The organism is Streptomyces sp. NBC_01429, assembly GCF_036231945.1.
Taxonomy (GTDB): domain Bacteria; phylum Actinomycetota; class Actinomycetes; order Streptomycetales; family Streptomycetaceae; genus Streptomyces.
In genome coordinates, this window is record NZ_CP109599.1 from 6,521,597 (window position 1) to 6,535,016 (window position 13,420).

General features: G+C 71.5%; 12 protein-coding genes. 6 read left to right on the plus strand and 6 right to left on the minus strand.

Features of this window, described 5'->3' with window-relative positions; translation table 11 throughout:
- Positions 1 to 20 precede the first annotated feature (20 nt).
- Positions 21 to 1,043 carry a magnesium and cobalt transport protein CorA gene (locus OG627_RS28770; RefSeq protein WP_329069966.1) on the minus strand — a complete coding sequence of 341 codons (1,023 nt, stop codon included), beginning with the start codon at positions 1,041 to 1,043 and terminating at the stop codon, positions 21 to 23.
- Between the two features lie 124 nt (positions 1,044 to 1,167).
- On the opposite strand from OG627_RS28770, the gene OG627_RS28775 reads away from it, so the two are divergent.
- The 4 genes from OG627_RS28775 (at position 1,168) to mshC (ending at position 4,760) form a co-directional block, all read left to right on the plus strand.
- Positions 1,168 to 1,854, plus strand: a complete 687-nt coding sequence (locus OG627_RS28775; protein ID WP_329069968.1) for a histidine phosphatase family protein — start codon at positions 1,168 to 1,170, stop codon at positions 1,852 to 1,854.
- A 123-nt stretch (positions 1,855 to 1,977) separates the two neighbouring features.
- Positions 1,978 to 2,568 carry a DUF3090 domain-containing protein gene (locus tag OG627_RS28780; RefSeq protein ID WP_329069970.1) on the plus strand — a complete coding sequence of 197 codons (591 nt, stop codon included), beginning with the start codon at positions 1,978 to 1,980 and terminating at the stop codon, positions 2,566 to 2,568.
- Positions 2,532 to 3,392 (plus strand): SCO1664 family protein, encoded by an 861-nt coding sequence (locus OG627_RS28785; protein WP_329069972.1) that lies wholly within the window; start codon positions 2,532 to 2,534, stop codon positions 3,390 to 3,392. Before OG627_RS28780 ends, OG627_RS28785 begins: the two co-directional genes overlap by 37 nt.
- Before the next feature lie 138 nt (positions 3,393 to 3,530).
- On the plus strand, positions 3,531 to 4,760 hold the full coding sequence (gene mshC / locus OG627_RS28790) for a cysteine--1-D-myo-inosityl 2-amino-2-deoxy-alpha-D-glucopyranoside ligase (protein WP_329069975.1): 1,230 nt from the start codon (positions 3,531 to 3,533) through the stop codon (positions 4,758 to 4,760).
- A gap of 154 nt (positions 4,761 to 4,914) precedes the next feature.
- Here mshC and OG627_RS28795 read toward each other — a convergent pair whose 3' ends face one another.
- Positions 4,915 to 5,952, minus strand: a complete 1,038-nt coding sequence (locus OG627_RS28795) for a PAC2 family protein (protein WP_329069977.1) — start codon at positions 5,950 to 5,952, stop codon at positions 4,915 to 4,917.
- A gap of 264 nt (positions 5,953 to 6,216) precedes the next feature.
- On the opposite strand from OG627_RS28795, the gene OG627_RS28800 reads away from it, so the two are divergent.
- Positions 6,217 to 7,566: an enolase C-terminal domain-like protein gene (locus tag OG627_RS28800; RefSeq protein WP_329069979.1), complete on the plus strand. Its 1,350-nt coding sequence runs from the start codon at positions 6,217 to 6,219 to the stop codon at positions 7,564 to 7,566.
- Positions 7,563 to 8,345 carry an SDR family NAD(P)-dependent oxidoreductase gene (locus tag OG627_RS28805; RefSeq protein ID WP_329069981.1) on the plus strand — a complete coding sequence of 261 codons (783 nt, stop codon included), beginning with the start codon at positions 7,563 to 7,565 and terminating at the stop codon, positions 8,343 to 8,345. The genes OG627_RS28800 and OG627_RS28805 overlap by 4 nt, the downstream gene beginning before the upstream one ends.
- Before the next feature lie 60 nt (positions 8,346 to 8,405).
- Here OG627_RS28805 and OG627_RS28810 read toward each other — a convergent pair whose 3' ends face one another.
- The 4 genes from OG627_RS28810 to OG627_RS28825 all read right to left on the minus strand — a co-directional run bounded on the left by OG627_RS28810 (position 8,406) and on the right by OG627_RS28825 (position 13,259).
- On the minus strand, positions 8,406 to 9,077 hold the full coding sequence (locus OG627_RS28810) for a FadR/GntR family transcriptional regulator (RefSeq protein ID WP_329069983.1): 672 nt from the start codon (positions 9,075 to 9,077) through the stop codon (positions 8,406 to 8,408).
- Between the two features lie 138 nt (positions 9,078 to 9,215).
- Entirely contained in the window at positions 9,216 to 10,826 is a 1,611-nt protein-coding gene (locus OG627_RS28815; RefSeq protein WP_329069986.1) for a glycerol-3-phosphate dehydrogenase/oxidase, read from the minus strand.
- A 53-nt stretch (positions 10,827 to 10,879) separates the two neighbouring features.
- Entirely contained in the window at positions 10,880 to 12,430 is a 1,551-nt protein-coding gene (gene glpK / locus OG627_RS28820; RefSeq protein ID WP_329069988.1) for a glycerol kinase GlpK, read from the minus strand.
- 37 nt (positions 12,431 to 12,467) lie between these two features.
- Entirely contained in the window at positions 12,468 to 13,259 is a 792-nt protein-coding gene (locus OG627_RS28825) for an MIP/aquaporin family protein (RefSeq protein WP_329069990.1), read from the minus strand.
- Positions 13,260 to 13,420: the final 161 nt, after the last annotated feature.

Below are 13,420 nucleotides of genomic sequence, written 5' to 3' on the forward strand. Positions count from 1 at the left end.
GAGCGGCCCGCGCGATCGGGTCAGAGCCAGCCGCGCCGCTTGAACTGCCGGTAGAGGCCGAAGACCACGACCGCCATGAAGACGATCACGGTCGGATAGGCCCATACGTACTTCAGCTCCGGCATGTGCTTGAAGTTCATGCCGTAGATGCCCGCGACCATCGTCGGGACGGCCGCCATGGCGGCCCAGGCCGAGATCTTGCGCATGTCGTCGTTCTGCCGCACGCCCATCTGCGCCAGATGCGCCGAGAGGATGTCGGAGAGCAGCCGGTCGAGCCCCTCCACCTGCTCGTTGGCGTGCAGCAGATGGTCGTTGACGTCGCGGAAGAACGGCTGCGCGTGCTCATGGACGAAGGGCACCCCCGCGCCCGCCAGCCGGGCCATCGGCGCGCCCAGCGGCCCGGTGGCGCGGCGGAACTCCAGCACCTGCCGCTTGAAGTTGTAGATCCGGGCGGCGGTCGGTGTCCCCTGGCCGGCGGCCCGGGTGCCGGGCCCGCTGTCGCCGCCGTCCGGCGCGAAGACGTCGGCCTCCAGCTCCTCCAGATCGACCTGGAGCTCCCCGGCCACCTCGATGTAGTGGTCGACGACCGCGTCGCTGACCGCGTACATGACGGAGGTGGGGCCGTGTCTGAGGACCTCGGGCTCGGCCTCCAGGCGCCGCCGTACGGCCGCCAGCGCGGCCCCCTCGCCGTGCCGGACGGTGACCACGAAGGAGTCCCCTATGAAGACCATCAGTTCGCCCGTGGTGACCGCGTCGCTCCGCGGGTCGTAGGCCACCGGCTTGAGGACCATGAAGAGCGAGTCGTCGTAGACCTCCAGCTTGGGCCGCTGATGCGCGGTGAGCGCGTCCTCCACGGCCAGCGGATGCAGCCCGAACTCGCCGCTCACCCTCTCGAACTCGGCCGGGGTGGCCTCGTGCAGCCCGAGCCACAGGAACGCGTCGCCCTCGGCCCGTGCCTCGGCGAGGGCGTCGGAGAAGTCGGCGGGCCCGTCGGTGCGGCGTCCGTCGCGGTAAATGGCGCAGTCCACGATCACGGCGGGCATTCTTCCCTTTTCCGGTCCCGGCCGCACCCCCTGACCTCCCCCGACCTTCCTCCGGCCACCCGCGGCCCCCGGCGGCCTCCGTCCGGCGCCCCGCGCATCCGGCACGCGCCATAGGCTTGCGGGCATGGCCACGTTGATCCTCGTACGTCATGGACGGTCCACCGCCAACACCGCCGGGCTGCTCGCGGGCTGGACGCCCGGCGTCGCCCTCGACGAGCGCGGCGCCGCGCAGGCCGCCGGGCTGCCGGGGCGGCTGGCGGGGGTGCCGCTCGCCGCCGTCGTCTCCAGCCCCTTGCAGCGCTGTCTGGAGACGCTCCAGCCGCTGCTCGACGCCAGGCCCGGGACCGAGGTACGGACCGACGAGCGGATCGGCGAGTGCCATTACGGCGACTGGTCGGGCCGCAAGCTCGCCGAGCTGGCCGACGAGCCGCTGATGGCGGTCGTCCAGCAGCACCCGTCCGCCGCCGTGTTCCCCGGCGGCGAGTCGATGCGCGCGATGCAGACACGCGCGGTCGAGGCGGTACGGGAGTGGAACGCGCGCGTGGAGGAGGAGCACGGCGAGGACGCCGTCTTCGTGATGTGCTCCCACGGAGACGTCATCAAGTCCCTTGTGGCGGACGCCCTGGGGATGCATCTCGATCTTTTCCAGCGGATCCATGTGGACCCGTGTTCGGTGACCGCCATCCGTTACACCCGGTTGCGCCCGTTTGTGCTGCGGCTCGGCGACACGGGGGATCTCGGCGGGCTGGCGCCGCGCGAGAGCGGCGGTGGCGCGACCGGGGTGGTGGGCGGCGGCGCGGGAGCACCGTGATCGATCGGCGCAGTAGGGTGGACGCGCCGTCCGCGCGATCAGGGCGGCCCTTCCCGGGCCCCCGGTCCGCCCTGTTCCGTAGCTGATTTTCCGTTTCCGACGATTTTCCAAGGGAGACAGGACGTGTCCCGTCAGGTGTTCCTCTACGACCCACCGGACCGCTTCGTGGCCGGTACGGTCGGGCTGCCTGGACGCCGTACGTTCTTCCTCCAGGCTTCCGCCGCCGGGCGCGTCACCAGCGTCGCCCTGGAGAAGACCCAGGTGGCGGCGCTCGCCGAGCGCATCGACGAGCTGCTCGACGAGGTCGTGCGCCGCACCGGGGGCAATGCCCCCGTACCGGCCATGGCGCCCTCCGAGATCTCCGACTCCGCCCCGCTCGACGCTCCGGTCGAGGAGGAGTTCCGGGTCGGCACCATGGCGCTGGCCTGGGACGGCGACGAGCAGCGCATGATCATCGAGGCGCAGGCGCTCGTCGAGCTGGAGGCCGACACCGACGAGGATCTGGCCGAGGCCGAGGAGCGGCTGCTCCAGGACGAGGAGAACGGTCCGCCGATGCTCCGCGTCCGGCTCTCCGGCGCCCAGGCCAGGGCCTTCGCCAAGCGCGCCCTGGACGTGGTCAACGCGGGCCGGCCGCCGTGCCCCCTGTGCAGCCTGCCGCTCGACCCGGAAGGACACGTATGCCCGCGCCAGAACGGATACCGCCGCGGAGCGTGAGCGTGGTCGATCTGCTCGCCAAGGGGGAGCTGACGGTACGGGGCCGGATCCGTGAGGCGTCCAACGCGGTGCTCTACTGCTCCGTCGCGTACGAGGGCAGGGAGGCCCACTGCGTCTACAAGCCGGTCGCGGGGGAGCGGCCCCTGTGGGACTTCCCCGACGGGACCCTCGCCCAGCGCGAGGTGGCGGCGTACGAGGTCTCCGAGGCGACCGGCTGGGGTCTCGTTCCGCCGACCGTGCTGCGGGACGGGCCGTACGGCGAGGGCATGTGCCAGCTGTGGATCGACACCGAGCCCGACGCCGGTTCCGATACGGGCACCGACACCGACACCGATTCCCCGGGGCCCCTGCTGGCCCTCATCGAGGAGGAGGAGCCGGGCGAGGGCTGGAAGGCCATCGGCCTCGCCGAGGTCGGCGAGGGGAAGACCGCCCTGCTGGTGCACGCCGACGACGAGCGGCTGCGGCGCCTCGCCGTGCTCGACGCGGTGATCAACAACGGCGACCGCAAGGGCGGCCATCTGCTGCCCGCGCCCGACGGACGGCTGTACGCCATCGACCACGGCGTCACCTTCAACGCGGACGACAAGCTGCGCACCCTGCTGTGGGGCTGGGCGGGCGAGCCGCTGACCGACCAGGCGACTGCGGTACTGGCCCGGCTCGCGGACGCCCTCGCCCCCGGCACGCCCCTCGCCACCCGACTGGCCGAACTCCTCACCGCGGCCGAGACCGACGCCGTACGCGCCCGGGTCCGTGAGCTGCGACACACCGGCCGCCACCCCGAGCCGTCGGGACAGTGGCCGCCGATTCCCTGGCCTCCGGTGTGAGCGCGGGCCGCTGACCGCCGGGGCGGCCTGCGGCCGTACCCCGGAACCAGCTTCCGGCGCATCGCGCAAGAGGGCCCAACCGGCCATCACCGCGTATCCGGTTCGTATCCGGAAGTTCCATCCGGTTACGCTCATGACATGCATGCCTGGCCCGCTTCCGAGGTCCCCGCCCTGCCCGGCAAGGGCCGCGACCTCTCGATTCACGACACGTCGACCGACGGCCGCGTCACCCTCGCGCCCGGTCCCGTCGCCCGTATCTACGTCTGCGGCATCACGCCGTACGACGCGACCCACATGGGTCACGCGGCGACCTACAACGCGTTCGACCTCGTGCAGCGCGTGTGGCTCGACACGAAGCGGCAGGTTCACTACGTCCAGAACGTGACCGATGTCGACGATCCGCTGCTGGAGCGGGCGATCCGCGACGGAGAGGACTGGGTCGGGCTCGCTGAGCGCGAGACGGCGCTCTTCCGCGAGGACATGACCGCCCTGCGCATGCTCCCGCCCCGGCACTACATCGGTGCCGTCGAGGCGATACCGGGCATCGTGCCGCTGGTGGAGCGGCTGATCGAGGCCGGCGCCGCGTACGAACTCGACGGCGACGTCTACTTCTCCGTGGCGGCCGATCCGCACTTCGGCGAGGTGTCGCGGCTCGACGCCGAGGCGATGCGGCTGCTTTCGGCCGAGCGCGGCGGCGACCCCGACCGGCCCGGCAAGAAGAACCCCCTCGACCCGATGCTCTGGCTGGCCGCCCGGCCGGGCGAGCCCAGTTGGGACGGCGGCACGCTGGGTCGCGGCAGGCCCGGCTGGCACATCGAGTGCGTCGCCATCGCGCTCGACCACCTGGGCATGGGCTTCGATGTCCAGGGCGGCGGCAGCGATCTGGCCTTCCCGCACCACGAGATGGGCGCCTCGCACGCCCAGGCGCTGACGGGGGAACACCCGTTCGCTCGCGCGTATGTGCACGCCGGGATGGTCGGCCTGGACGGCGAGAAGATGTCCAAGTCCAGGGGCAATCTCGTCTTCGTGTCGGCGCTGCGCCGCGAGGGCGTGGATCCGGCGGCCATCCGGCTGGCGCTCCTCGCCCACCACTACCGCTCCGACTGGGAGTGGACGGACCAGGTCCTCCAGGACGCCGTCGAGCGGCTGGCGCGCTGGCGGGCCGCGGTGTCGCGGCCCGACGGGCCGCCCGCCGAGGCGCTGGTCGAAGAGGTGCGCGAGGCGCTGTCGGACGACCTCGACGCACCCGCGGCGCTCGCGGCCGTCGACCGCTGGGCCGCCCTCCAGGACGCCACGGGCGGTACGGAGGAGGGCGCGCCCGGCGTGGTCTCCCGCACGGTCGACGCGCTGCTCGGCGTCGCGCTGTAGCACCGCACGCACGGCACGGACCGTACGCACGGCACCACGTCGTACGGATGACACGGACAACACGGTGGGGCGGCGCCCGGTGGCGCCGCCCCACTTCCGTTCCCACGCGCGTGCTTCCGCGCTGTCCGTGCTGTCCGCGTTGTGCGGCTCCGCCTCAGTCCTTGGGCGGATCGCCCTCGTCGGCCGGCGGATCCGCCTCCGGATCGGGTCCCTGCTCCGGGTCCTTGCCCGTGTCGGGACCTCCGCGCGGCGGCTTCTGCGGGCGGGCCCGCCCGGTGCCCGGGGTGTCGCGCAGATATGACGTCCCGTCACCGCTCTCCGTGGCATGACTGCCGGGAGCCTGCCCCGGACCGCCGTCGCGACGCCGCAGATACCGCTCGAACTCCCTGGCGATGGCCTCGCCGGTCGCCTCGGGCAGCTCGGCGGTGTCCCGCGCCTCCTCCAGCGACTGGACGTACTCCGCCACCTCGGTGTCCTCGGCGGCCAGTTGATCGACCCCCAGCTGCCACGCCCGCGCGTCCTCGGCCAGCTCGCCCTGCGGGACCCGCAGACCGATCAGATCCTCAAGACGGTTGAGCAGCGCCAGCGTCGCCTTCGGGTTGGGCGGCTGCGAGACGTAGTGCGGCACGGCGGCCCACAGGCTCACCGCCGGCACGCCCGCGTGCGTGCACGCCTCCTGGAGGATGCCGACGATGCCGGTCGGCCCCTCGTACCGGGTCTCCTCCAGGTCCATCGTCCTGGCCAGGTCCGCGTCCGAGGTGACCCCGCTGACCGGCACCGGCCGGGTGTGCGGGGTGTCGCCGAGGAGCGCGCCCAGGATGACCACCATCTCCACGCCCAGCTCATGGGCGAAGCCCAGCAGCTCGTTGCAGAACGAGCGCCAGCGCATGGACGGCTCGATGCCGCGCACCAGAACCAGGTCACGGGGCTTCTCCCCGCCCACGCGGACCACGGAGAGCCGGGTGGTCGGCCAGGTGATCTTCCGCTGGCCGCCCTCCAGGTAGACCGTCGGCCGGTTGACCTGGAAGTCGTAGTAGTCCTCGGCGTCCAGCGCCGCGAACACCTCGCCCTTCCATTCCCGGTGCAGATGACCCACCGCTGTGGAGGCCGCGTCGCCCGCGTCGTTCCAGCCCTCGAACGCGGCCACCATGACCGGGTCGATCAGCTCGGGAACCCCGTCGAGCTCGATCACCCAGTGCCTCCTTCCGAAGTTCCCTTTCGTACGCACCAACCTTACGGCTTTCCCCGTCCCCGCCCGCAGCCCCGTGCACGGCCGGGTGAACTTCGCCCTACCGGGTCGCGGAACGGAGAAAGTTCCCCCTCTCCCTATCCACTTCTCCCTGGATTCATCCGAGCGCTGCCCCTGATTTTCGTCCCGGCCCTGGACGCTCCGGCCCTTCCGAGGCTATACATCGGATGACCGCAAGAGATCCGATGTTCTCATCGAGGGGCGCGCATGACTCAGACCGTCACCGGGTTCGAGGTTCACGACGTCCGTTTTCCGACCTCGGAACAGCTCGACGGCTCCGACGCCATGAACCCTGATCCCGACTACTCGGCCGCCTACGTGGTCCTCCGTACCACCGGTACGGACGCCTCGGGCCCGGACTCGGCCGCCGGCCCGGAAGGGCACGGCTTCTGCTTCACCATCGGGCGCGGCAACGAGGTCATGGCCGCCGCCATCGAATCGCTGCGCCCCTACGTCCTCGGCCGCCCGGCGCCCCGCACCGCCGCCGACCTCGCCGCCCTCTCCCGCGCGCTCACCCACGACTCGCAGCTGCGCTGGCTCGGTCCCGAGAAGGGCGTGACGCACATGGCGGCGGGCGCCGTCCTCAACGCCGCCTGGGACCTGGCCGCCAAGAACGCGCGCCTGCCGGTCTGGGAGTTCCTCGCCTCGATGACACCCGAGGAACTGGTCTCCCTCGTCGACTTCCGCCACCTCACCGACGCGCTCACCCCGGACGAGGCGCTGGAGATCCTGCGCGCCGCCGAACCCGGCCGCGCCGAGCGGACCGCCCGGCTGCGCGCCGACGGGTACCCCGCGTACACCACCTCGCCCGGCTGGCTCGGCTACTCGGACACCAAGCTCGTCACCCTCGCCGAACAGGCGGTGGCCGACGGATTCCAGCAGATCAAGCTCAAGGTCGGCGCCGATCTGGACGACGACGTACGGCGGATGAAGCTGGCCCGCGCCGCCGTGGGCCCCGGCATCCGCATCGCCGTGGACGCCAACCAGCGCTGGGACGTCCCCGACGCGCTGCGCTGGATGGCCGCGCTCGCCCCGTACGACCCGCACTGGATCGAGGAGCCGACCAGCCCCGACGACATCCTCGGGCACGCCGCCGTACGGGCCGGACAGCCGGTCAAGGTGGCCACCGGCGAGCACGCCGCCAACCGGATCATCTTCAAGCAGCTGCTCCAGGCCGGGGCCGTCGACTACGTCCAGATCGACGCGGCCAGGGTCGGCGGGGTCAACGAGAATCTCGCGATCCTGCTGCTCGCCGCCAAGTTCGGCGTGCCCGTCTGCCCGCACGCGGGCGGCGTCGGACTCTGCGAACTCGTCCAGCACCTCGCGATGTTCGACTACATCGCCGTCTCCGGGCGCCGGGACGACCGGGTCATCGAGTACGTCGACCACCTCCACGAGCACTTCGCCGACCCCGTGGTGATCACCGACGGCCGCTACACCGCCCCCACCGCACCGGGCTTCTCCGCCCGGATGCTGCCCGCTTCCATCGCCGAGCACAGCTATCCGGACGGGCCCGTCTGGGCGGCCCGCCGCACGATCCAGGAGGCCACCGCATGACCGGGGCAAGGGACTTCGAGGGGCTCGGCGCGCTGGTCACCGGCGGTGCCTCGGGCATCGGCGCGGCCGTCGCGGCGCTGCTGCTGGAGCGCGGCGCGCGGGTCGCCGTGCTGGACCGGCAGACCGAGGGGGCGCCCGCAGGAACCCTCGCCCTCGCCGCCGACGTCACCGACGACGCGGCGGTACGGGCGGCGGTGGACCGGGCGGCCGAGGAGTTCGGCGCGCTGCACACCGTCGTGTCCAACGCGGGGATCGGCGCCGTCGGCACCGTCGCCGACAACCCCGACGAGGAGTGGCGGCGGGTCCTCGACGTCAACGTCCTCGGCATGGTCCGCACCGCCCGGCACGCCCTGCCGCATCTGCGCCGCTCCGCCGGCGCGCGGCCCGGCTGCGTCTCGATCACTCACACCTGCTCGATCGCCGCCACCGCCGGGCTGCCGCAGCGCGCCCTCTACAGCGCCAGCAAGGGCGCGGTCCTCTCGCTGACCCTGGCGATGGCCGCCGACCATGTCCGCGAGGGCATCCGCGTCAACTGCGTCAACCCCGGTACGGCGGACACCCCCTGGGTCGGCCGGCTGCTCGACCGCGCCGAGGACCCCGCGGCCGAGCGCGCCGCCCTCGAAGCGCGCCAGCCCACCGGACGGCTGGTCGGCGCGGCCGAGGTGGCGGCGGCCGTCGCCTATCTCGCCGGTCCGTCCGCCGCCGCTGTCACGGGCACGGCGCTCGCGGTCGACGGCGGCATGCAGGGACTGCGGCTGCGCCCCGCCGCCGCGCCGTAGGCCGCGCGGCCCGGTGGCCGCGGCCGGTTGGCCGCGGCCCGCTGGTCACGACCCAGGACGTCACAGCGCCGACTTGAGCCACATCTCGACGCTCGCGATATGAACGGTCGCCCAGGACCTGGCGGCCTCCGCGTCCCGGTCGCGGAGCGCCGAGAGGATCGCCCGGTGCTCGTGGAGCGTGCGGCTGACGGCGTCCTCCTGGGTCAGCCCGCGCCAGACCCGGGCCCGCGTGGTCGGTCCGGAGAGTCCGTCCAGGAGCGAGCAGAGGACCGTGTTGCCGCAGTGGCGCACGATCTCCCGGTGGAACTCCAGGTCCGCCGCCACCAGCGCCTCCACCGAGGGCTCCGGCCCCAGCGCGGCGAGCTGGGCGTCGAGCGAGTCCAGCTCCTCGTCGGTGATCCGGCCGCTGGCCATCGCCGTGGCGGCGGGCTCCAGGACGCGGCGTACGGCCAGGAACTCCAGCACCGTGTCGTCCCGGTGGAAGTCCACGACGAAGCCGATCGCCTCCAGCAGCAGCTGCGGGTCGAGGCTGGTGACGTACGTGCCGTCGCCCTGGCGTACGTCGAGGATGCGGATGAGCGAGAGCGCCCGCACCGCCTCGCGCAGCGAATTGCGGGACAGCCCCAGCTCGGCGGCGAGTTCGCTCTCCTTGGGGAGACGGTCGCCCGGCCGCAGCGCGCCGGAGACGATCATTCCCTTGATCTTCTCGATGGCCTCGTCGGTAACAGCCACGGGGACCTCCAGACATCCGATGTATCGGCCCCATTATGCGCGCCGCGAACGCGGATGAGGGACGCTCCCGTGGGGAGCGTCCCTCATATCGCGCCTACGGGGCGTCCCGGACGGGTACCGCCCGCGACGCCTCGCCGGTCAGGCCCGTTCGCCGAGCAACTCCGCGACCCTGGCGCGGATCGGGTCGGTGTCCAGGCCGCGGATGGTCAGGGTGGTACGGCGGCGCAGTACGTCGTCCGCGGTCTCGGCCCACTCGTGGTCCCTGGCGTAGACGACCTGCGCCCAGATCTCCGGGGCGTCCGGGTGGATCCGCTCGCCCAGCTCGGGGTATTCGTTCGCCAGCCGCACGATGTCGAAGGCCAGCGACCCGTAGTGGGTGGCGAGATGGCGGGCCGTGTCGACCGCCATGGACGGGCCCGTACCGCCGCCGTCGATCAGCAGCCGGTGCGCGACGGCGTTCGGGCTCGCGATGCCCGGCAGCGGAAGCTTCTTCGGCAGCTGGGAGACCGGCTCCATGCCCTGCCCGAGCGGATGCCCCGGCAGGGACTCCAGCTTCTTCAGGACGGTGCGGCCGATGTGGCGGAAGGTCGTCCACTTGCCGCCCGCGACCGACAGCATGCCGCCGCTGCCCTCCGTCACGACCGTCTCGCGCTTGGCCTTGGAGGTGTCGCCCGGGCCGCCGGGCAGGACGCGCAGCCCCGCGAAGGAGTAGGTGATCAGATCCCGGCTGAGCTGCTGGTCCCGTACGGAGAAGGCCGCCTCGTCCAGGATCTGGTGGATGTCCTTCTCGTTGACCGCGACGTCGCCGGGCTCGCCCTCGTACTCCTCGTCGGTCGTACCGAGCAGCAGCATGTCCTCCCAGGGGAGGGCGAAGGTGATGCGGTACTTGTCGATCGGCGTCGCCAGCGCGGCCTTCCACGGCGCGGTGCGCTTGAGGACCAGGTGGGCGCCCTTGGAGAGCCGGATGGAGGGCGCCGCGTTCGGGTCCTCCAGCTTGCGCAGGTGGTCGACCCAGGGGCCGGTGGCGTTGAGCACCAGCCGGGCGTCGACGCCGAACTCCGTACCGTCGAGCCGGTCCTTCAGCTCGGCGCCGGTGACCCGGCCCTGGGTGAAGCGCAGCCCGGTGACCGAGACGTGGTTGAGGACGGTGGCGCCGGAGTCGACGGCCGCGCGGACCGTCATCAGCGCCATCCGCGCGTCGTTCATCTGGTCGTCGCCGTACACGGCCACGGCCTTGAGGTTGTCCGTGCGCAGCTCGGGCACGGCCTGCCGTGCCTTGTCCGGGCTGATCACATGGCCCACGCCGTCCCCGAACGCGGAGAGCGCGGAGTAGGCGAAGACGCCGGCGCCGAGCTTGGCGGCGCCGTGCGGGCCGCCCTTGTAGACCGGCAGATAGAAGGTGAGCGGATTGGCCAGGTGGGGCGCCACCTGCCGGGACACCGCGCGCCGCTCGAAGTGGTTCTCCGCCACCAGCTTGACCGCGCCGGTCTGGAGGTAGCGCAGTCCGCCGTGGAGCAGCTTCGAGGAAGCGGAGGAGGTGGCGCCGGCGAAGTCGCCGCCGTCCACCAGGGCCACCCGCAGTCCCGACTGGGAGGCATGCCAGGCGGTGGAGATGCCCAGGATGCCGCCGCCGATCACCAGCAGGTCGTATGTCGCGTTGGACAGCTGGTCCCGGGTCTCGGCGCGGCTCGGCAGGGAACCGCCGGCCGGGTGCGTCCCCAGTGCGGGGACGCTCTGCAGGGTGCTCATACTTAACTCCTCTTCAGCTCTCGCCGGCTCTGCGGCTCGTCAGCTGTCCGGTTTCAACTGTCTTCGTTGTCGAGCCAGCCCATGGTCCGCTCGACGGCCTTGAGCCAGTTCTTGTACTCGCGGTCGCGTACGGCCGCGTCCATCCGGGGCGTCCACTCGGCGGCCCGGCGCCAGTTGGCGCGCAGGGCGTCGGTGTCCGGCCAGAAGCCCACGGCCAGTCCTGCGGCGTAGGCGGCGCCGAGACAGGTCGTCTCCGCGACCATCGGACGCACCACGGGCGCGTCCAGGACATCGGAGAGCGTCTGCATCAGCAGGTTGTTGGAGGTCATTCCGCCGTCGACCTTGAGCGCGGTCAGTTCGACGCCGGAGTCCTTGGTCATCGCGTCGCTGATCTCGCGGGTCTGCCAGGCCGTGGCCTCCAGCACCGCGCGGGCGATGTGCGCCTTGGTGACGTAGCCGGTCAGACCGGCGATGACACCCCGGGCGTCGGGGCGCCAGTGCGGCGCGAAGAGACCGGAGAAGGCGGGTACGAAGTACGCGCCGCCGTTGTCCTCGACCGAGGACGCCAGCGTCTCGATCTCGGCCGCCGACTTGATCAGGCCCATCTGGTCGCGCATCCACTGCACCAGCGATCCGGTGACGGCGATGGATCCCTCCAGCGCGTACACCGCCGGCTCGTCGCCGATCCGGTAGCCGACCGTGGTCAGCAGCCCGTTGTACGAGTTGACGGGCTTGTCGGCGGTGTTCATCAGCATGAAGGTGCCGGTGCCGTACGTGGACTTGGCCTCGCCCTCGGCGAAACAGGTCTGGCCGAAGAGGGCCGCCTGCTGGTCGCCGAGCGCCGAGGCGACCGGGATGCCGTCCAGCACGCCGCCCTTGGCGTGCCCGTACACCTCGGCGGAGGAGCGGATCTCGGGCAGCATAGCGGCCGGGACCTGCATGGAGTCCAGGATCTTCTGGTCCCACTGGAGGTTGTGCAGGTTCATCAGCATGGTGCGCGAGGCGTTGGTGACGTCGGTGACGTGCACCCCGCCGTCGGTCCCGCCGGTCAGATTCCAGATGACCCAGGAGTCCATCGTGCCGAAGAGGATGTCGCCGCGCTCGGCGCGCTCGCGCAGCCCCGCCACGTTGTCCAGCAGCCAGCGGGCCTTGGGGCCGGCGAAGTAGCTGGCCAGCGGCAGGCCCGTCTCGCGGCGGAAGCGGTCCTGGCCCACGTTGCGGCCCAGCTCCCGGCAGAGCGCGTCGGTACGGGTGTCCTGCCAGACGATGGCGTTGTGGACGGGCTCGCCGGTGTTCTTGTCCCACAGGAGCGTGGTCTCGCGCTGGTTGGTGATGCCGATCGCCTTGACGTCGGCGGACGTGATGCCCGCCTTCTCGATCGCGCGGGCCACGACTTCCTGGACGTTCGTCCAGATCTCGGTGGCGTTGTGTTCCACCCAGCCGGGCTTGGGAAAGATCTGTTCGTGCTCCTTCTGGTCGACGGCGACGATGCGGCCGTCCCGGTCGAAGACGATGCAGCGGCTCGATGTGGTGCCCTGGTCGATGGCCGCGATGAACGGGCCCGTCCCGTGGGAGGAGGTGCCGGTGGTGGTTGCGTCGCTCACGGTGTCTGCTCCTGCTCGGTGCGAAGGGGAGGGGGAATTACGTCAGGACCCAGTTGTAGTAGCCGCCGGCCAGCGCGCCGCCGATCAGCGGGGCCACCACGGGTATCCAGGCGTAGCTCCAGTCGGAGCCGCCCTTGTTGGGCAGCGGGAGCAGCGCGTGGACGATGCGCGGTCCCAGGTCACGGGCGGGGTTGATGGCGTAACCGGTCGGGCCGCCCAGCGACAGACCGATGCTGACCACGACGAACGCGGTGATCAGCACCCCCAGCACGCCGAGACCGTTGCCCTTGTCGTTGAGCCCCTGCGTGAGGATCGCGATGACCAGCACGAAGGTCGCGATGACCTCCGTGAGCAGGTTCTGCGCCACGTTCCGGACCTCGGGTCCCGTGGAGAAGATGCCGAGGACGGGCCCCGCCGCGGGAGCCGACTTCTGGTCGACCATCCCCTCGACCCGCGGCTGCGAGGCCACGATCTCCGGGTCGGTGAGATGCGCCTTGAACTGTCCCTGGTAGGCCACCCAGACCAGGAAAGCACCGATCATCGCTCCCAGCAGCTGGGAGCCGATGTAGAGAGGGACATCGCTCCACTTGGTGCCGCCCTCGATCGCGAGACCGAGGGTGACGGCCGGGTTCAGATGGGCCCCCGAGAGCGGTGCCGACAGATAGGCACCGACCATGACGGCGAAGCCCCAGCCGAAGCTGATGGCCAGCCATCCCGCGTTCTGGGCCTTGGAACGCTTGAGAACAACCCCGGCGACTACGCCGCCACCGAGCAGGATCAACAGGGCGGTACCTGTGACCTCGCCTATGAAGATGTCGAAGTTGGACACCCGAGACTCCTTCGTCCAGGGGGGAGGACAAACCTCCGGTTCGCACCAGATGGTCCGCGCCCTCATGGGGAGGGCGATGCCGGCCCATGGCGTTGTCACACACTAACTCGTATTACCGGCAAGTGTTCGACAATGCCGACCGTTGAACGGCAGTTTTGTCC